Annotated in this window: 13 protein-coding genes; 6 read left to right on the forward strand and 7 right to left on the reverse strand. The window is 66.3% G+C overall.

What is annotated here, in order from left to right; all coding sequences use genetic code 11:
• Window positions 1–123: 123 nt before the first annotated feature.
• Complete coding sequence (locus LQG66_RS29870; RefSeq protein ID WP_425601261.1) at window positions 124–1,842, reverse strand: outer membrane beta-barrel protein; 1,719 nt, start codon at window positions 1,840–1,842, stop codon at window positions 124–126.
• Between the two features lie 171 nt (window positions 1,843–2,013).
• On the opposite strand from LQG66_RS29870, the gene LQG66_RS29875 reads away from it, so the two are divergent.
• Window positions 2,014–3,015 (forward strand): KpsF/GutQ family sugar-phosphate isomerase, encoded by a 1,002-nt coding sequence (locus tag LQG66_RS29875; RefSeq protein WP_231319419.1) that lies wholly within the window; start codon window positions 2,014–2,016, stop codon window positions 3,013–3,015.
• 51 nt (window positions 3,016–3,066) lie between these two features.
• Here the strand turns inward: LQG66_RS29875 and LQG66_RS29880 are convergent, their stop codons facing one another.
• Complete coding sequence (locus tag LQG66_RS29880; protein ID WP_231319420.1) at window positions 3,067–3,609, reverse strand: carboxymuconolactone decarboxylase family protein; 543 nt, start codon at window positions 3,607–3,609, stop codon at window positions 3,067–3,069.
• Window positions 3,610–3,751: 142 nt separating this feature from the next.
• Between LQG66_RS29880 and LQG66_RS29885 the strand changes: the two genes are divergently transcribed.
• The 3 genes from LQG66_RS29885 (at window position 3,752) to LQG66_RS29895 (ending at window position 5,745) form a co-directional block, all read left to right on the forward strand.
• A complete protein-coding gene (locus tag LQG66_RS29885; RefSeq protein WP_231328001.1) occupies window positions 3,752–4,021 on the forward strand; it encodes a winged helix-turn-helix transcriptional regulator in 270 nt (89 codons plus the stop codon).
• A gap of 87 nt (window positions 4,022–4,108) precedes the next feature.
• A complete protein-coding gene (locus LQG66_RS29890; RefSeq protein ID WP_231319421.1) occupies window positions 4,109–4,924 on the forward strand; it encodes an arylamine N-acetyltransferase family protein in 816 nt (271 codons plus the stop codon).
• Window positions 4,925–4,929: 5 nt separating this feature from the next.
• On the forward strand, window positions 4,930–5,745 hold the full coding sequence (locus LQG66_RS29895) for an arylamine N-acetyltransferase family protein (RefSeq protein ID WP_231319422.1): 816 nt from the start codon (window positions 4,930–4,932) through the stop codon (window positions 5,743–5,745).
• Window positions 5,746–6,599: 854 nt separating this feature from the next.
• On the opposite strand, the gene LQG66_RS29900 is transcribed toward LQG66_RS29895, so the two are convergent.
• From LQG66_RS29900 to gltB, 3 genes are all read right to left on the reverse strand, one after another.
• Complete coding sequence (locus LQG66_RS29900) at window positions 6,600–7,757, reverse strand: IS481 family transposase (protein ID WP_256460584.1); 1,158 nt, start codon at window positions 7,755–7,757, stop codon at window positions 6,600–6,602.
• Between the two features lie 341 nt (window positions 7,758–8,098).
• Window positions 8,099–9,547 carry a glutamate synthase subunit beta gene (locus LQG66_RS29905; protein WP_231319423.1) on the reverse strand — a complete coding sequence of 483 codons (1,449 nt, stop codon included), beginning with the start codon at window positions 9,545–9,547 and terminating at the stop codon, window positions 8,099–8,101.
• Between the two features lie 286 nt (window positions 9,548–9,833).
• Window positions 9,834–14,570 (reverse strand): glutamate synthase large subunit, encoded by a 4,737-nt coding sequence (gltB, locus tag LQG66_RS29910; protein ID WP_231319424.1) that lies wholly within the window; start codon window positions 14,568–14,570, stop codon window positions 9,834–9,836.
• A 534-nt stretch (window positions 14,571–15,104) separates the two neighbouring features.
• Here gltB and LQG66_RS29915 point away from each other — a divergent pair.
• Window positions 15,105–16,055 carry a hypothetical protein gene (locus LQG66_RS29915; protein ID WP_231319425.1) on the forward strand — a complete coding sequence of 317 codons (951 nt, stop codon included), beginning with the start codon at window positions 15,105–15,107 and terminating at the stop codon, window positions 16,053–16,055.
• 225 nt (window positions 16,056–16,280) lie between these two features.
• On the opposite strand, the gene LQG66_RS29920 is transcribed toward LQG66_RS29915, so the two are convergent.
• The gene (locus tag LQG66_RS29920) at window positions 16,281–17,045 is read right to left on the reverse strand and encodes an alpha/beta fold hydrolase (protein ID WP_231319426.1); all 765 of its coding nucleotides are present in this window, start codon (window positions 17,043–17,045) and stop codon (window positions 16,281–16,283) included.
• 163 nt (window positions 17,046–17,208) lie between these two features.
• Entirely contained in the window at window positions 17,209–17,691 is a 483-nt protein-coding gene (locus LQG66_RS29925) for an Hsp20 family protein (RefSeq protein ID WP_231319427.1), read from the reverse strand.
• 208 nt (window positions 17,692–17,899) lie between these two features.
• On the opposite strand from LQG66_RS29925, the gene LQG66_RS29930 reads away from it, so the two are divergent.
• Window positions 17,900–18,847, forward strand: a complete 948-nt coding sequence (locus tag LQG66_RS29930; protein WP_231319428.1) for an alpha/beta fold hydrolase — start codon at window positions 17,900–17,902, stop codon at window positions 18,845–18,847.
• Window positions 18,848–18,872: the final 25 nt, after the last annotated feature.

Below are 18,872 nucleotides of genomic sequence, written 5' to 3' on the forward strand. Positions count from 1 at the left end.
TGTATGTTTGAGCCCGCGGCCTCACCCCGTCATTGCGAGCGCAGCGAAGCAATCCAGAATCGTTCCTGCGGAGACAGTCTGGATTGCTTCGCTACGCTCGCAATGACGGCTGATGGAGTCGGGCTAATTTTGCAGCCTCACCCCGAGCATCACCACCGTGCCCGACGACCCGGCGCCGGTGATGTTCGAGTCGAGCTTGTCGTAGCGCAGCGAGCCCTTGACCCAGAGATTGCGTGTCATCTTGTAGACGAGGTTGCCTTCCGCCGAATAGGTGCGGTCGCTGCGGCCATAGCCCTGATAGTCGAGCGTGCCGAAGGTGAATTTGCCGATGCCGGTCAGCCAGCGGCGGAAATCATGGTCGACCTGCACCGTGTAGGTGCGCACCAGCACGCCGGAGGCGCCGGCGACGGTGGTCTCCGCAAGCTGCGTGTCGGACAGGAAACGGGCCGTGGTCAGCGGCGTCGCCGACCACACCAGGGAGGCCGTGGTCAGAAAGCCCTGCAGCCGGTTCAGCCGCGGGTCGACATAATTGCGCGCGGCATAGCCGATCGAGACTTCGCCGGTCAAAAGCCGGGTGAACTCGAACGACGTGCCGGCCTTGGCGTAGCCGCCGGATGAATCGCGCTGATAACGGGAGCGGTCGAACTGCTCATCGTGCACGCGGGTGTCGCCCTGGATCTCCGCGAACGGCTTCAGGCCGGGCATGATCTCGTAGGACGCGCGACCGATGCCGCCATACTGGTTGAAGTTGCGGTCGTCGTTCGAGGTCATCGTCCCGTCGGTCAGCTTGCTCTGCTGATAGCTGGTGCGGTCGGCGGTGGCGCCGGCCGACAGCTGCAGCCGGTTGAAGCGCTGGTCGACGCCGACGGTGGTGCCGAGCGTTGTGTAGACCGGATAGCGCGCGAGGCCGGCCTGCACGCTGGGGCTGCCGGGATTGTCGGTCGCAGCGCGCAGCCGCAGCTGGGCGCCGACCGAGGTGTCGCGGCTGACGTCGAGGCGGCCGTCGACATGGCCGGTGAAATCGGGACGGTCGAGCGTCGTCGGCGCCGAATTGATGCCGCCGTCCATGATGGCCGGCAGCGTGCTGCCGTAGCCGGTGAACGATCCGCGCAGGTCGGCGACCATGGCATGGCGCTCCCAGTTCGACACCGCCAGGAATTCCGGCGCGACCATCCAAACCGGCATGCCGCGCGCGTTGGCGAGGCGCGCCGGATTGCTGTCATAGCCGGCCGAGAGTTCGACCGCGGCCTTGACCAGGAACGGGCCGGCATAGTCACCGACGGCGCCGAACGGGTCGTCGTCGATCCTGAGTCGCTTCCTCGGCGGCTGGCCGGGGACGGTCCCCGCGATCGCAGCCGCGACCGGCGGCCTGCTGGCGCTCGCCGAGGGCGGCAAGGTCGGGCGGAGCTGGCCTGTGAGTTCGCCCGCCGGCGGCGTGCCCGGTCCTGCCGGCGGCTTGGGCCGCGCCTGAGCAGGATAGTATTTCGGCTTCCTGCGGTTGCGGTTCAGCGAATCATAGCCGACGTCGGCCGCGCCGCTGGCCGCGGGCACGCCGGGCAGCGGCACCTGCGTGCGACGCGCCGCTGAGCTGATCGGAGCAGGCGCAGCGGGCAGCCCGGGCGTCGGAGCGGCATCGGACAGTCCGCTGACCGCGGTCCGTCGCAAGGGGGACTCCTGCGGCGCCAGGAAGCCGTCGCGGACCGGCCGGAATGCGTCGATGGTCTGGGAGCGGGCCGCCTCAGTGCCGATAGCGCCGAGCAGCAGGCATGCGGCGGAGGCGCCGCGCCACATCGCGCGCCTTATCGCGCGTCCTGCGCGGCCGCTGTCAGGCCTCCACCCCACGATGAAAATACTCCAACAAAATCAATTGCGTCGTCGGGCAGCCCCGCGCCGCCGGCAAACCGTGTCGTTAAGGGAGTAAAAACAAATATGGTTAATGGGCTGTTGATGACGCCTTGCCGCCTTACCCATGCTAAAGAGCTGCGCCTCACTGTGACTGCCTTGGACGGACGCATGCCGAGATCGAAGCCGTTGACCGAAGCCCCTCCCGCCAACGCGGATATCCAGTCGGCGCTGCGTACCCTGGATGCCGGCAGCAACGGCATTGCTGCGATCGCGGCGGCGCTGCGCGGCCCGCTGGGCGCGGCGTTTGCGGCCGCGGTCGAGCTGATCCGGCAGGCCAAGGGCCGCGCCATCCTGACGGGTCTCGGCAAGTCCGGCCATGTCGCGCGCAAGATGGCCGCGACCCTGGCCTCGACCGGGACGCCTGCCTTCTTCGTCCATTCCGCCGAGGCCGGTCACGGCGATCTCGGCATGATCACCTCGGACGACGTCATCATCGCGCTGTCGTGGTCCGGCGAGCAGCCGGAGATGAAGACGCTGGTCAATTACGCCAAGCGTTTCGCGATTCCGCTGATCGCAATCACCTCCAACGCGCAATCCTCGCTCGGGCAGGCGGCGCGGACCGTGCTCGAGCTGCCGAAAGCACGCGAGGCCTGTCCGCACAATCTGGCGCCGACCACCTCGACCCTGATGCAGGCGGCGATCGGCGACGCGCTCGCGATCGCACTGCTCGAAGGCCGCGGCTTCACCGCGCTCGAGTTCGCCAATTTCCATCCGGGCGGCAAGCTCGGCGCGATGCTCAAGCACATCTCTGATCTGATGCGCTCGGGCGACGCGGTGCCGTTGAAGCCGCTCGGCACCGGCATGTCGGATGCGCTGGTCGAGATGTCGGCGAAGGGGCTCGGCTGCGTCGTCATCGTCGACGCCCGCGGCCATGTCGCCGGCATCGTCACCGACGGCGATCTCCGGCGGAAAATGCGCGCCGATCTGCTGTCGGCTTCGGTCGACGAGATCATGACCGCGAACCCGCGCACCGTCCGCCGCGAGGCGCTCGCCTCCGAGGCGCTGGAGATTCTCAACTCTGCCAAGATCACGACGCTGATCGTGACCGACGGCGCCAAGCCGGTCGGCATCCTGCACATGCATGATCTGTTGCGGGCAGGGGTGGCCTAGCTCGAAGCGTCGTTCCCGCGCGCTCGGCTCTCGCGCGCTTCGGAAGACCGGTCAGCCCGCACCGAATCGTGCCGCATTGTCCTCCAGCGGTAGCTGTAGTGCGTTGGCCACATACGACACGGTGCGATAGAAGCCGCACAGCAGGATGATCTCCAGCACCTGATCCTCATCGTGATGCAGGCGGAGGCGGGCGAATTCGTCATCGCTCAAGGTCGATCGGTCGTGCAGGGCATCGACCGCGGCGATCAGGGCCTGTTCAGCGGCCGACCAGCACGCCGCGTCGGCCGGCGCATTCACGGTGGCGTCGATCTGCTGCGGAGTCAGGCCGGCGTCTGTGCCAAAGATGCGGACATGCACCCCCCATTCGTACTCGCACGCATTGAGCGCGCAGGTCCGATCGATGACGATTTCGCGCTGACGCAGGGACAGCGGGCCGCGGTCGAGCAGGCTGCCGCCGCGAAATTTGGCCCAGGCGCGCGCATGGCCGGCCATCACCCGGAACAGCATCAAGGGCGGCGCCCCGCGCATGATCTGGTCGAATTGCGCCTGGATGTCGGCCGGGTAGGGCGGCTGCAGCGGGGCGATCCGGGGCATGGTGGTTCCTCCTGTCGGGCGCTACACTTACTGTAGCGAGATGCTACGCTTTCCGTAGCGAATGGCAAGCTGTCGGAGGCTTTTCGTGTCGAAAGACGTTCAACCGCGCCGGGTGCGCGGCTCGCGCTCGGGCCGCCCGGTCATGGCGCTGCTCGATCTGTTGGGCCGGCGCTGGTGCCTGCGCATCGTCTGGGAGCTGCGCGACGGCGCCCTGACCTCCCGCGCGCTCCGCGCGGCGTGCGATGAGGCCTCGCCGACCGTGTTGCAGGCGCGGCTGGATGAGCTGCGCGAGGCGGGCTTCATCGCGCTGGGCGACAGTGGCTACCAGCTGACGCCCTTGGGGCGCGAGTTGTTGGAGACTTTCCTGCCGCTGCATCGTTTTGCCGAACGCTGGAGCCGACAGATGGGATGAGCCGGGCCGAGGCACGCGCGCGGTCCCGGTCTGGCCGGGCACGGCGGCGGCGTGCTATGGGCTCGCCCGAGACAGGGAGCCGAGCCGATGCCGGGCGCATTCGATCTAGACAAATATCTCGCGCGCATCGGCTATCGCGGGCCGCTGACGCCGACCTTGGAGACGCTCGCCGGATTGCAAGCGGCGCATGTCGATGCGATCGCGTTCGAAGGGCTGGATCCGCTGCTCGGCCGTCCCGTGAACATCGATCTTGCGTCGGTGCAGGCCAAGATCGTCGACGGCCGCCGCGGCGGCTACTGCTTCGAGCAGAATGCGCTGTTGAAGGCGGCGCTGAAGGCGATCGGCTTCGCGGTGACGCCGCTCTCGGCGCGGGTGCGCTGGCGGCTCGACGCGGACGCGCCGTTGACGCCGCGCACGCACATGATGCTCAAGGTCGACCTGCCTGAGGGGCCTCATCTCGCCGATGTCGGCTTCGGCTCCTGCCTGCTCGATTCGCCGCTGCAGATGGTGCCCGACATCGAGCAGCCGACGGCGATGGGCACGTTCCGTCTGACGCAGTCGGATGGACTTTATTGGCTCGCGGCGAAGCAGCCGGCCGGCTGGCGCATGATGTATGTGTTCGACCTCGTGCCGCAGATTCATGCCGACTATGTGCTCGGCAACTGGTTCACCTCGACCAGCCCGTTGACGCCATTCACCTCGGTGCTGATCCTGGAGCGGCTGACGCGCGACGCCCGCTACCGGCTGGTCAACCGCCGCCTCGTCATCGAGTCGCGCGATGGCGAGCTGACGAGCGAGCGCGTCATCGAGTCGCCCGAGGCGTTGCGCAGCGTGATCGACGAATTGTTCGGCGTCACGCTTCCGGTGCCCGTCGATGACGTCTGGGCGCGGACCGAGAGCTGATTAACATGCGGGATGCGTTTCAACTGGACAGATATCTCGCCCGCATCGGTCATCGCGGGTCGCTGGCGCCCGATATGTCGACGCTCACGGCGTTGCAGGCCGCGCATGTGGACGTGATTCCGTTCGAGGCGCTCGATCCGCTCATGGGACGTCCGGTCCACGTGGATCTGCCCTCGGTCCAGCAGAAGCTCGTGCTCGGTCGGCGCGGCGGCTACTGTTTCGAGCAGAACGTGCTGTTCCAGGCGGCGCTTGAAGCGGTCGGCTTCAAGGTTGCTGGCCTCACGGGGCGCGTACGCTGGCGCTCCGCGCCGGACGATCCACTCGGGCCGCGCCAGCACATGATGCTGCTGGTCGAGGTCGACAGCTCTCCCTATCTCGTCGATGTCGGCTTCGGCATCTGCATGATGGATGCGCCCATCCGTCTCGAGGTCGGGCCCGAACAGCAAACCGCGATGGGCACCTTCCGCATCGGCACGTGGAACGGGCTCTACACGGTGAGCGCGAAGCAGCCGACCGGCTGGCGCATGATGTATGCGTTCGACCTCGTGCCGCAGATCCATGCCGACTACGTGCTCGGCAGCTGGTACACCTCGACCAGCCCGAACGTGCCGGCCACGACCACGCTGACGATGGAACGTGTGTCGCGCAGCGCGCGCTACAAGCTGGTCAACCGCCGCTCTGTCGTGGAAGCGCGCGATGGCGAAGTCGTCGAGGAGCGCATGATCGAGAGCGCCGCCGAGCTCGGCCGCCTCATCGATGAGATCTTCCAGGTGACGCCACCGGTGCCGGTCGAAGACATCTGGGCGCGGACCAAGGCCTGATCATTCATCGATGACGCGAGTTGACGCTTCTCTTCGCGTGATGAGTGCGGACTCATCAAGCTCGAATCGCATTTGAATGGAATGCCGGCGCGGCCATTGTGTTTATCTTAAGAATCGCACGCCTAAGTTGCGGTAAATAAGGGGGTTCGCGGCGTCCTGCCGTCGAACCGTGGGGACCGCCCAACATGACTGACATCGTGAAGCTCGCGGCGCCTGCAATCCGGCCTGGGACGTCAGCCGCGGAGCCGGGCAGCCGTCGCCGCACGCGGCCGCACCCCTCCTGACATCAGAGCCGCGCGTGTGCGCGGCTCATCCGAGCTGGCCTGATCGCCAGGACGGGTGGGGGCTTCACGGTAGATCGTCGTCTCTGACGCTTCGACGCTCATCCGATCGATCATGGAACGGCGGCCTGACCTGCCACTTCAGGCCGTGCGCATCCCATGTCGAGGAAGCCCCCACCCCTTTTTTGCCAGATGGATTCGATCTCCAACCCCGAAGACGGTGCGCTCCCCTTCCCCCTTACCGGCAGGGCTATCGCATATGACGGTCCAACTTTGAGTTCGGCTCCCTCCACACCGTCATGGCCGGGCTCCGTCCCGGCCATCCACGTCGTTCGGCATCCTGGGAAGGACGTGGATGCCCGGGACGGAGCCCGGGCATGACGACGTGGAGGCAGCGTAGCGAAACGTCTCAGATCTTCATATGCGATAGCCCTGCCCTTGCGGGAAGGGTTGAGGGTCCACGAGTCGCGCTCTGCATGAAAGCTGAGCGATCGGTCCGCGTGCGGGTTACCTGCTTGAGTCGACGGCCTCACCGCGTCATTGCGAGCGAAGTGTTCAGACCGGGCACATAGCTTACACCTGTTCGGAGACATAGTTGACACTTTTCGGGTCGCGCAAATCGATGGCTGCGATCTGATTTGCGGCAAAGAATATTCCGAACTTCCCGTCGCTACTGAGCGGGCGAATGGCGAGCCGCTCGCCACGAAAGGCTTGCGGCACTTTCCAGAGACGTCCCTTGAAGCTGACGTAGGCCTTCGTCGTAGAAACGGAACGGACGACCTCGCCCTCGTCGTACTCCACCGTTGGAAGGCGATCCGGCATCGTGCGCTGGCTGGGTCGATAGCGGCTTGCCGGCACATCGAAGTCCAACGCCTCGTGCGGCCGGTCGAGATTGTAGACGGCTCGCCATTCGTCGAGTGCCCGCTGGACATCGTCAAGGTCGCGGTAGCGCCTGAAGGCAAAGACCTCGGCCTTCAGGGTGCGATGGAAGCGTTCGTTCTTGCCCCGGCTCTGGGGATGGTAGGGGCGGCTGTGGATCGTTCGGATACCGAGCTTCAGAAGCCATACTGTCAGCGTGGTCCAGGGATCTTCAAGGGTGAAGCCCCAGGGGCCGCCGTTGTCGACGAACATCGCATCCGGCAGTCCGTAGCGGTGGAACGTCGTCTCCAGATGTCCTCGTACCGTCGAGCCTCGTTCGTTGTCACAAGCTGCCAGGCACAAGGAAAAGCGCGAGTGGTCGTCCAACGCCGTCAGCGGATGACAGGACACGCCGTTCTCCAGCGCGCTGTGCCCCTTGAAGTCCATTTGCCAAAGCTGATTGGGCGCATCCTTCTCGAACCGTTTGTAGGGCTGCCCAGGCGTGCCCGCAGGCTCCGTCACCCGATCGTAACGGCACAGGATATTGTGCACCGTCGATATCGCGGGAACGGCTTGCCCGTCGCGATCGAGACGACGCGCGAGCTTGCGCGCTCCCCAGGCTGGGTGAGCATCGCGCAATGCGACAATCTGCTGCTCAGTCGCAGCTGCGGTGCGCTCCGGACTGCGATGAGGCCGCCGCGACCGATCCGCCAGCGTTGTATCGCCGGCATCATGCCGCTGGATCCACTTGTAGCCGGTCTGAGCGCTGATGCCGAACTGCCGGCACAGCTTCCGCCGGTTCACTCCCTCCTGCTTGGCAAGCATCACAAACTCTCGTCGTTGGTCCATGACAGACACCTCTCGCCACGGCATCGCTCGCCCCTTTGCTTGACGAATCGAGCCGATTTTGACGTGTCAACCATGTCTCCGAACACCTGTCAGCCATGTCCCCGGGCTGAACAGAAGCGAAGCAATCCAGAGTCTTTTCCTCGGTCCTGGATTGCTTCGTCGCTTCGCTCCTCGCAGTGACGGGGGCGTTTGGACGAAGAGCGTCGGCGAGAGCTGCAACCGCACCAAGCGCGTTTGACGCGCCGGCGAACTCAACGACATTCAGCGCCGGGAGACCCCCACCCCCCCGACCCCTGCCCGCAAGGGAGAGGGGAGGCGACCACCGTCGTGGCGTGAGGGAGGTGTCTAATAAATCGACGACGCACTCAGCGCGGCAGCTCGGTCTTGCCCATCAGGAACTTGTCGACCGCCTGCGCGCACAGCCGGCCCTCGCGGATCGCCCACACCACCAGCGACTGACCGCGGCGCATGTCGCCGGCTGCGAACACCTTCGGCAGCGAGGTCTGGTAGTCGGTCAGATTGGCCTTGACGTTGCCGCGCGGGTCGAGGTCGACGCCGAGGCTCTTGAGCAGACCTTCATGCACTGGATGCACGAAGCCCATTGCGAGCAGCACCAGATCGGCTGACAGCGCGAACTCCGTGCCCGGGATCGGCTTGAACTGGCCATCGACGCGCACGCAATGCAGCGTCTTGACCGCGCCGTTCTCGCCTTCGAACTTCTGCGTCAGCACGGCGAACTCGCGCACCGCGCCTTCGGCCTGGCTCGACGATGTCCGCATCTTCAGCGGCCAGTTCGGCCAGGTCAGCGCCTTGTTCTCGCGCTCGGGCGGGGCAGCCATGATCTCGAGCTGGGTCACCGAGGCAGCGCCCTGGCGCAGCGAGGTGCCGATGCAGTCCGAGCCGGTATCTCCGCCGCCGATCACGACGACATGCTTGCCCGTGGCGAGGATCTCGGTGGCATTGACCGGCTCATTGCCGACGCGGCGGTTCTGCTGTGGCAGGAAGTCCATCGCGTAATGGATGCCGGTGAGATCGCGGCCGGGGATCGGCAGGTCGCGCGGCGCTTCCGCGCCGCCGGTCAGCGCCACCGCGTCGTGATCCTTCAGCAGCGTCTTGGCATCGAGGCCATCGGCACCGCCGACATGGACGCCATAGTGGAAGGTGATGCCTTCGCCTTCCATCTGCCCGATGCGGCGGTCGATGATGTCCTTCTCCATCTTGAAGTCGGGAATGCCATAGCGCAGCAGGCCGCCGGCCTTGGCGTGCTTCTCATAGACATGGACATCGTGCCCGGCGCGCGCGAGCTGCTGGGCGCAGGCGAGGCCAGCCGGGCCGGCGCCGACGACCGCGATCTTCTTGCCGGTCTTCACCGCAGCTGGCTCGGGCTTGATCCAGCCCTGCTCAAACGCCTTGTCGACGATGGCGCATTCGATCGTCTTGATGGTCACCGGATTGTCGTCGATGTTGAGCGTGCAGGAGGCCTCGCACGGGGCAGGGCAGATGCGGCCCGTGAACTCCGGGAAGTTGTTGGTCGAGTGCAGGTTGCGCGCTGCCTCTTCCCAGTTGCCGTTGTAGATCAGGTCGTTCCAGTCGGGGATCTGGTTGTTGACCGGACAGCCGGGCGTGCCCGGCGCAGCCGAGCCGGTGCCGTGGCAGAACGGGATGCCGCAATTCATGCAGCGCGCCGCCTGGTCGCGCAGCTCCTTCTCGGAGAGCGGCACCACGAATTCCTGGAAGTTCTTCAGCCGCTCGGCAACGGGCGCGTACTTGCGATCGTGCCGCTCGATTTCGAGAAAACCTGTGACCTTGCCCATGACCTACGACGTCCCTGATTGCTCGGGCCTCATGGCTCGGGACGGTTGCTTTCGCACCTCCTCACCATGAGGGATCAACATTGTGCCTCTTGTTCCTCATCCCGTGGGCGGCGTCTCCGCCGCCTCGAAGGATGAGGCCCGACTCACTTCGTCATTGCGAGGAGCCGAAGGCGACGAAGCAATCCAGACTTTCTTCTTGACCCTGGATTGCTTCCGCCTACGCCCCTAGGGGCTTCGGCGGACAAGTCGCTGCGCTCGCAATGACGTCCTTGTCTACTGCCGTGCCTCAAGCCCCGATCGCGATCTTCGGCTCGGCGTCGGCCTTGACCGCGAGCTCCCTCAGCGCGCGGCGGTACTCCACCGGCATCACCTTGCGGAACTTCGGCGCGTAGTCCTTCCAGTTCGCCAGGATGTCGGCGGCGCGCTTGGAGTCCGTCGCCTTGGCATGGCGCGAGATCAGGACGTGCAGCCGCTCGACGTCGGAGGCCAGCAGGTTCTTGAACACGTCGACCCGGCCATGCGCCTCGAGATCGCCCATCTGGTGATAGGTGTCCTCGGCGATCATCTCCTCCGACAGCACCGGCTCCAGCTCGACCATCGCCATGTTGCAGAGCTTGTCGAAGTCGCCGGCCTCGTCGAGCACATAAGCCACGCCGCCCGACATGCCGGCGGCGAAGTTGCGCCCGGTCTTGCCGAGCACGACGACGATGCCGCCGGTCATGTATTCGCAGCAATGATCGCCGGCGCCCTCGACCACCGCGATGGCGCCGGAGTTGCGCACCGCGAAGCGCTCGCCGGCGATGCCGCGGAAGTAGCACTCGCCCGCGATCGCGCCGTACATCACGGTGTTGCCGACGATGATCGATTCCTCCGGCACGATGCCGGAGATGCGCGGCGGCTTGACGATGATGCGGCCGCCGGACAGGCCCTTGCCGACATAGTCGTTGCCTTCCCCTTCGAGCTCGAAGGTGACGCCATTCGCCAGCCAGGCGCCGAAGGCCTGGCCGGCGGTGCCCTTGAGGCTGACATGGATGGTGTCGTGCGGCAGCCCGGCATGGCCGTAGATCTTGGCCACCGCGCCGGAGAGCATCGCGCCCGCCGAACGGTTGGTGTTGTTGATCTCGGCCTCGATCTTGACAGGCGCGCCGCGGTCGAGCGCGGGTCGCGCCTGCTCGATCAGCTTGCGGTCGAGCACGGCCTCCAGATGATGATCCTGCGCTTCCGCGCGGTAGATCTTCTGGCCCGGCGCCTCCTTCTGCTTCACGAACAGCTTGGAGAAGTCGAGGCCCTTGGCCTTCCAATGCGCCACCAGCCTGGACTGGTCGAGCATCTGGGTCTGGCCGACCATCTCGTTGAAGCTGCGATAGCCGAGGGCGGCCATGATCTCACGGACTTCCTCGGCGACGAAGAAGAAGTAGTTGATCACGTGCTCGGGCTGGCCGGTGAAGCGCTTGCGCAGGACTGGGTCCTGGGTCGCGACGCCGACCGGGCAGGTGTTGAGATGGCACTTGCGCATCATGATGCAGCCGGCCGCGATCAAGGGCGCGGTGGCGAAGCCGAACTCGTCGGCCCCGAGCAGCGCGCCGATCACGACGTCACGGCCGGTACGGAAGCCGCCGTCGACCTGGACCACGATGCGGCTGCGCAGCCGCTCGCGCACCAGCGTCTGGTGGGTTTCGGCAAGGCCGATCTCCCACGGCGAGCCGGCATGCTTGATCGAGGTGAGCGGGGAGGCACCGGTGCCGCCCTCGAAGCCTGCGATCGTCACATGGTCGGCGCGTGCCTTGGCGACGCCGGCCGCGACGGTCCCGACGCCGACTTCGGAGACCAGCTTGACCGAGACGTGACCGTCGGGATTGACGTTCTTCAGGTCGTAGATCAGCTGCGCGAGGTCTTCGATCGAGTAGATGTCGTGATGCGGCGGCGGCGAGATCAGGCCGACGCCCGGGGTCGAGTGGCGGACCTTGGCGATGGTGGCGTCGACCTTGTGGCCGGGCAATTGGCCGCCTTCGCCGGGCTTGGCACCCTGCGCCATCTTGATCTGCATCATGTCGGAGTTGACGAGGTACTCCGTCGTCACGCCGAACCGTCCCGAGGCGACCTGCTTGATCGCCGAGCGCATGGAATCGCCGTTCGGCAGCGGCTTGAAGCGGTCGGCTTCCTCGCCGCCTTCGCCGGTGTTCGACTTGCCGCCGATCCGGTTCATCGCGATCGCGAGCGTCGTGTGCGCCTCGCGCGAGATCGAGCCGAACGACATCGCACCCGTAGCGAAACGCTTGACGATGTCCTTGGCCGGCTCGACCTCGTCGAGCGGGACAGGCTTGCGCTTGTCGTCCTCGGCCGACTTCAGCCGGAACAGGCCGCGCAAGGTCAGCAGCCGCTCGGACTGCTCGTTGAGCAGCTTGGCGAAGGCCTGGTAGCGATCCTTCGAATTGCCGCGCACCGCATGCTGCAGGGTCGAGACCGATTCCGCGGTCCAGGCGTGGTCCTCGCCGCGGCTGCGGAAGGCATATTCGCCGCCGACGTCGAGCGCGCTCTTGTAGACCAGCGCGTCACCGAACGCGTCGCGGTGGCGGCGCGCGGTTTCCTCGGCGATCTCGGGCAGGCCGACGCCTTCGATCGGGGTGTGCGTGCCGTAGAAGAACTTCTGCACGAACTCGGCCTTCAGGCCGACCGCGTCGAAGATTTGCGCGCCGCAATAGGACTGATAGGTCGAGATGCCCATCTTCGACATGACCTTGAGCAGGCCCTTGCCGATCGACTTGATGTAGCGCTTGACGACCTCGTAGTCGCTCAGCGCGCCCGGCAGCTTGTCCTTCAGCGCGATGATGGTCTCGAATGCCAGATACGGATTGATCGCCTCGGCGCCGTAGCCGGCCAGGCACGCGAAGTGATGTACTTCGCGCGGCTCGCCGCTCTCCACGACGAGGCCGACCGAGGTGCGCAGGCCGGTGCGGATCAGATGATGATGCACGGCGGCGCAGGCCAGCAGTGACGGGATCGGAATCCGGTCGGCCGACACCATGCGGTCGGACAGGATGATGATGTTGACGCCCTCGCGCACCGCGGCCTCGGCGCGGCCGCAGAGATCGTCGAGCACCTGCTCGAAGCCGGCCGCGCCCAGGCTCGCATCGAACGTGGTGTCGAGCGTGCGCGAGACGAAGTGGCTGTCGGAGACTTGCGAGATCGAGCGGATCTTCTCGAGGTCGGCATCGGTCAGGATCGGCTGGTGCACCTCGAGCCGCTTGGTCGAGGCGACGCCCTCGAGGTCGAACAGGTTCGGCCGGGGGCCGATGATCGAGACCAGGCTCATCACCAGCTCCTCGCGGATCGGATCGATCGGCGGGTTGGTGACCTGGGCGAAGTTCTGCTTGAAGTAGGTGAACAGCAGCTTCGGCTTGTCCGACAGCGCCGAGATCGGCGCGTCGTTGCCCATCGAGCCGGTGGCTTCCTCGCCGGTCGCGGCCATCGGCGTCATCAGGATGCTGATGTCTTCCTGGGTATAGCCGAACGCCTGCTGCCGATCGAGCAGCGGGAGGTTGGTGCGCGCGCCCGTGGTCGGCGCGTCCGGCAGTTTCTCGACCTGGATCTGGGTGCGTCCGAGCCACTCCTTGTAGGGATGGCTGGCGGCGAGCTGCGCCTTGATCTCGTCGTCCGGAATCAGCCGGCCCTGCTCGAGATCGACGAGCAGCATCTTGCCCGGCTGCAGCCGCCACTTGGTGACGATCTGGTCCTCCGGGATCTTGAGCACGCCCATTTCGGACGCCATCACGATGCGGTCGTCCTTGGTCACGAGATAGCGCGCCGGCCGCAGGCCGTTGCGGTCGAGCGTGGCGCCGATCTGGCGGCCGTCGGTGAAGGCGATCGCGGCCGGGCCGTCCCACGGCTCCATCAGCGCGGCGTGGTATTCGTAGAACGAACGCCGCTCCTCGCTCATCAGCGGATTGCCGGCCCACGCCTCCGGGATCATCATCATGACCGCGTGCGGCAGCGAGTAGCCGCCCTGCACCAGGAATTCGAGCGCGTTGTCGAAGCAGGCGGTGTCGGACTGGCCCTCGTAGGAGATCGGCCAGAGCCGGCTGATGTCCTTGCCGAACAGCTCCGATGATACCGAGGCCTGCCGCGCCGCCATCCAGTTGACGTTGCCGCGCAGGGTGTTGATCTCGCCATTGTGCGCGATCATCCGGTACGGATGCGCCAGCGACCAGGTCGGGAAGGTGTTGGTCGAGAAGCGCTGATGCACCAGCGCCAGCGCGCTCTCGAAGTCCGGCTCGTGCAGGTCGGCGTAGTACTTGCCGAGCTGGTCGGCCAGGAACATGCCCTTGTAGATCACGGTCCGGCACGACATCGAGCACGGATAGTAGCCCGACATGCCGCGATCGCGGCGCTGGTAGATCGCCTGCGAGATCGACTTGCGCAGGATGTAGAGCTTGCGCTCGAACTCGTCCTCGGTCTTGGCGGCGCCGTTGCGGCCGATGAACACCTGCATGGCGCGCGGCTCGGTCGGCTTCACCGTTACGCCCAGCGAGGAGTTGTCGGTCGGAACGTTGCGCCAGCCGAGCAGCACCAGGCCTTCTTCCTCGATCTGGTCGGCGACGATGCTCTTGATGACGTTGCGCCAGGCCTCGTCGCGCGGCATGAACAGCGCGCCGATGGCATATTCGCCGGGCGCGGGCAGCGTGAAGCCGAGCTCGGTCGCCTTGCGCGCGAAGAAGGTATGCGGGATCTGCACCAGGATGCCGGCGCCGTCACCGAAGCGCGGGTCGGCGCCGACGGCGCCGCGATGCTCGAGATTGCACAGGATGCTCAGCGCATCCGCAACGATCTGGTGCGACTTCTCGCCCTTGATGTTGGCGATGAAGCCAACGCCGCAGGAATCCTTCTCCTGCGAGGGGTCATAGAGGCCTTCGGCCTCGGGGCGCCAAGTATGCAGCTCGCGGGTGATCTCGGCCGGTTTTTCCTGCGAATCCACAGCCAGCACCGCGCCGCCCAACTTTCCGTGCTCGACCTTCGATCCGCTCATATCCGTCCCCATCATTTATTGGTCAGGGCCATCACCACCGTCCGGCGCACCCCGGGCGCTGCGCGGGCCCCTCTCCGGAGCCAACGCTCGTCCTTCTCAGCGAGCCGCATTTGCAGAATTCAGGCCAGTCACCGGGTGACAAGTCCCCGCCGGACGACCATGGCCTGTTCGTGTCGCAGCGCCCTGGTGTCCCGAGGGCGCCGTAACATCATTGCAAAGTCTCGGTCACCTTTGCAACGAAATTTTAGACAGCATTTCTGTCCTAAACCACAAGATGCCAAACTTTAACCTATCACACAAGCACCGCCGAGTCCTTCCGCCAAGCGGCCCGCGGACCCGTAAACCCCGGCAATTCTTCCGTTCGTGAACGACGCGCCAGGGCGCGCCGATCACGAGGCTCGCTCGATTTTGAAACCCGCCGCCTCGATCCCGCCCCCTCTCCGACCCAGGACCGCCGGAATCACGGCAGAGCTTCCGCGCCACTAGGAATGAAGCGATAGCTTCACGTGCGGGGGCATGCAGGAGCTTTGAGCCATGAAGTTGCTAGTTGGAGCCGTCTCAGCCTCGATCATCGCAGCCTTTGCGGCGCAGGCCGAGCCGCTTCCGCCGTCGGGCGTCCGCTCGCCCTATACGGCCGTGTCCGATTTCGACGCGCCTTATCCGGAGCTGCCGCCGGCCGCGGTGCCCGCCCCGCCGCCGCGCTACGGCTACGGTCCGGGCGTCGAGGACGGCTATCGGGACCAGCGCTACGCGCCGCCTGCGCCGGTCTATCGCCAGGACGGCTATCAGCCGGATTATGGCTACGCCCCGGCATTCCTGCCGGTGCACGAGGTTTATGCCATCCTGCGCGACAACGGCTTTTCGCCGCTCGGCGCGCCGCGCCAGCGCGGCAACGTCTATGTCGTAGCGGTGCTCGACCGCGACGGCGAGGACGGCAGGCTCGTCGTTGACGCGCGTTCAGGCCGCATCCTCCGCTTCCTGCCTGCCTTCCAAGGCGGCGAGCAGTATGAGCGGATGCGCTACGAACCGGCGCCGCGCGGCGGGCTCGACCATCTGCCGCCGCCGACGGTGATCAGCGCCGATCCGCGCGCGATGCCGGCCATGCCCGCTGCGCCGCGCATCGCGACCGCCACGCCGATGCAGCCTCCGAAGCTGGCCGCGCCGGTCGCCCGGCCCGCGGTGCCGTCACCGCAGACCGCAGCGCTCAATCCGAAGCCGCCCGAGCCGAAGCCGGCCCAGCCAAGGGCAACCGACATCAAGCAGCCGGACATCAAGCCGGCCGAGGTCAGACCGGCGGATGCGAAGCCCGCCGAGGCGGCGGGCGCCGTGAAATCGGGCGACGGCAAGCCGGCCGAAGCCAAGCCCGTGCAGTCCGCAGCGGCACCGCCGCTGACCACGGGCTCCGTGACGCCTCCGGCCGCGGCCAAGCCCGCGCCGCAGATCCAGCCGACCGCGACGATGCCGCCGGTACAGGGGCTGGACTAGGGTTCGTTGGCAGGGCTTCCGCTCCGGCGCCTGCCACGACAACAACTGTCATCGCCCGGCTCGACCGGGCGAGCCTGGCGGCACCGATATCGGTTTTCACGACCGTCTCGGTGCACGGGATGCCCGCCGGAGCTAGTCATCGGGCTCGCCGAAGGCGAGACCCGGTGGCGGGCTCGATGGCGTGGTTTGAAGCGGCTGGAGAGATTCTCAGCAGCATCGATGGCGCTACTCGTGCTGCCCGGCGGCCTTCAGGATCAGAGCCGCGATCTCCTTCGGATGCGACACCAGTGACAGGTGGCCGGCATCGAGCTCGATCGTGGTTGCATGCATGCGGCTGGCGAGGAAGCGCTCGAATCCCGGATCGATCGTCTTGTCCTGCTTCGAGACCGCATAGAAGGACGGCTTGTCGTGCCACGCTGCCTGCGTGGTGCGGCCGGCGAAGATCGTTGCCGCGGTCGGCCATTGCACCGCATAGAGCTCCTTCGCCGTCGTCGCATCGACGCCGTTGGCGAAGTACTTCAGGAACGCGTCCTCGCTGAGCTTGGTGTCGCCGTCATGGTCGACGATGCCGGCGCGCGCGGGCGGCGTCGGATATTGCCCGGCGAGCTTGACGAAGTCCTCGCCCGCATCGGGTGCGCGTGCTGCGACATAGACCAGCGCGCTGACCTTCGGGTCGGTGCCGACCTCGCTCACGACCGTGCCGCCCCAGGAATGGCCGACCAGCACGGCCGGTCCATCCTGCTCGGCGAGCGCGCGGCGCGTCGCCGCGACCGAGTCCGTCAGCGAGGTCAGCGGATTCTGAACGGCCGTGACCTTGAGGCCGGCCGCCTGCAGATAGGGGATGACCTTGGCCCAGCTGGAGCCGTCGGCCCAGGCGCCGTGCACCAGCACGACGTTGGTGACCTTGGGCGGCGGTGCGGGCTGTGCGAGGGCAGGGGCGGCAAATGCCGTCAGCGCGGCGACGAGCGAGAGGGTACGAAGAACGTTCATGTCACGGGCTCCATGGGCTGGGTTGGCAAGATGATCACTGGCGTCTTCGCGAGTGGGGCGCAGGCCGTTACCGTCCGTCACGATCGTTTGATCGCACCGCAACAACGCACAAAAAAACGCCCCGGTGGCCCGGGGCGTTCCTATTCTGAATGGCTGCTGTCGGTTACGCGGCGGCCTTGTCGGCCGAGCCTTCGATCACCGGTTGCTCGGCAGCCTGTGCATTGGTCGAGATCGGGATCGAACGCGGCTTCTTGGCCTCAGGAACCTCGCGCACGAGGTCGACATGGAGCAGGCCGTTCTCAAGGCTGGCGTTCTTCACCACCACGTGGTCGGCAAGCTGGAAGCTGCGCTCGAAGGCGCGGGCCGCGATGCCACGGTAAAGCAGCTCAGCTTTCGCCTTCCCGTTCTCGTTGGCGGCCTTCTCGCCCTTGATCGTCAGCGTATTTTCCTTCGCGACGAGCGAGAGGTCGTCCTTGCCGAAGCCCGATACGGCGACGGTGATGCGGTAGGTATTCTCACCGGTCCGCTCGATGTTGTAGGGCGGATAGCCCGGGCTGGTTTCGCTGGTGGCCTGGTCGAGCAGCGAGAACAGGCGGTCGAAACCGACGGTGGAACGGTAGAAGGGAGTGAGATCGTAGGTGCGCATGGTCAAAGTCCTCCATTGAGCGACTGTGGGTGACCCGCCCGCCATCGGGCCGGGCCGTCGTGCAGCCTGATGCCTTTCGGCACTGGTAGCGGCCTGCACGAAGCTGATATGGGTCGGTCGCGGCTCCGTTCAAGCCGTCCCGCCACCGGCTCTTTTTGCCGTTCCACCCCTTGATTCCCGGTGTATTTCACCTATTCGATGGCGCCTCATGACGCTCGTCTCGATTCCCGCCAATCCCGTCCCCGAAAACGTCACGGCCGGCACCATCAAGACTCCCGATGGCGCCGAGCTGCGCTTTGCGCGCTGGGCTCCGCCGGCCGGGCGCAAGGGGACGGTGTGCGTGTTCACCGGCCGCAGCGAGATGATCGAGAAGTATTTCGAGACCGTGCGCGACCTGCGCGACCGCGGTTTTGCGGTCGCCATCCTCGACTGGCGCGGCCAGGGCCATTCGTCGCGGCGGCTGCGCGATACCCGCAAGGGCTATGTGCGCGCGTTCTCCGACTACGAGATCGACGTCGAGACTTTCGTGACCCAGGTAGTGATGCCGGATTGTCCGCCGCCTTACTTCGCGCTCGCCCATTCGATGGGCGGCACCGTGCTGCTCAGGCTGGCGCATTCCGGCAAGCGCTGGTTCGACCGCGTCGTGCTGTCGGCGCCGATGATCGACCTGCCGGGCAGCCGCACCTCGCTGCCGGCGCGGCTGCTCTTGAAGGCGATGCGTGCCGCCGGCCGCGGCGGCAGCTACGTGCCCGGCGGCAGCGACGACCTCAGCGGGCTCGCGACCTTCGTCAACAATCCGCTGACCTCGGACCCCGTCCGTTACGCGCGCAACGCCGCGATCCTGGAGGAGGATCCGACGCTCGGCATCGCCTCGCCCACCGTGGCCTGGGCCGATGCTGCGTTCTCGGCGATGATGGCCTTTCGTGGCATGAACTATCCGTCGCAGATCCGCCAGCCGATCCTGATGCTGGCCGCCTCCAGCGACGCCGTGGTGTCGACGGCGGCGATCGAGGAATTCGCCTACCATCTGCGCGCCGGCTCGCATCTCGTCATCGCCGGCGCCAAGCACGAGATCCTGCAGGAGCAGGATCGCTACCGCTCCCAGTTCTGGGCCGCATTCGACGCCTTCGTGCCGGGCACCCCGCTGTTCGGGTGAGCCGCGACGCCCTTTGCTGGACACC

Origin of the sequence: Bradyrhizobium ontarionense (assembly GCF_021088345.1) — a bacterium.
Lineage (GTDB): Bacteria > Pseudomonadota > Alphaproteobacteria > Rhizobiales > Xanthobacteraceae > Bradyrhizobium > Bradyrhizobium ontarionense.

Excerpts from the sequence above, each read along its gene's own strand:
- LQG66_RS29880 (WP_231319420.1), bottom strand. The coding sequence starts at position 3,609 with ATGCCCCGGATCGCCCCGCTGCAGCCGCCCTACCCGGCCGACATCCAG.
- LQG66_RS29875 (WP_231319419.1), top strand. The coding sequence starts at position 2,014 with ATGCCGAGATCGAAGCCGTTGACCGAAGCCCCTCCCGCCAACGCGGAT.
- LQG66_RS29905 (WP_231319423.1), bottom strand. The coding sequence starts at position 9,547 with ATGGGCAAGGTCACAGGTTTTCTCGAAATCGAGCGGCACGATCGCAAG.
- gltB (WP_231319424.1), bottom strand. The coding sequence starts at position 14,570 with ATGAGCGGATCGAAGGTCGAGCACGGAAAGTTGGGCGGCGCGGTGCTG.
- LQG66_RS29890 (WP_231319421.1), top strand. The coding sequence starts at position 4,109 with ATGCCGGGCGCATTCGATCTAGACAAATATCTCGCGCGCATCGGCTAT.
- LQG66_RS29925 (WP_231319427.1), bottom strand. The coding sequence starts at position 17,691 with ATGCGCACCTACGATCTCACTCCCTTCTACCGTTCCACCGTCGGTTTC.
- LQG66_RS29895 (WP_231319422.1), top strand. The coding sequence starts at position 4,930 with ATGCGGGATGCGTTTCAACTGGACAGATATCTCGCCCGCATCGGTCAT.
- LQG66_RS29900 (WP_256460584.1), bottom strand. The coding sequence starts at position 7,757 with ATGCCGTGGCGAGAGGTGTCTGTCATGGACCAACGACGAGAGTTTGTG.
- LQG66_RS29930 (WP_231319428.1), top strand. The coding sequence starts at position 17,900 with ATGACGCTCGTCTCGATTCCCGCCAATCCCGTCCCCGAAAACGTCACG.
- LQG66_RS29915 (WP_231319425.1), top strand. The coding sequence starts at position 15,105 with ATGAAGTTGCTAGTTGGAGCCGTCTCAGCCTCGATCATCGCAGCCTTT.
- LQG66_RS29920 (WP_231319426.1), bottom strand. The coding sequence starts at position 17,045 with ATGAACGTTCTTCGTACCCTCTCGCTCGTCGCCGCGCTGACGGCATTT.
- LQG66_RS29885 (WP_231328001.1), top strand. The coding sequence starts at position 3,752 with ATGGCGCTGCTCGATCTGTTGGGCCGGCGCTGGTGCCTGCGCATCGTC.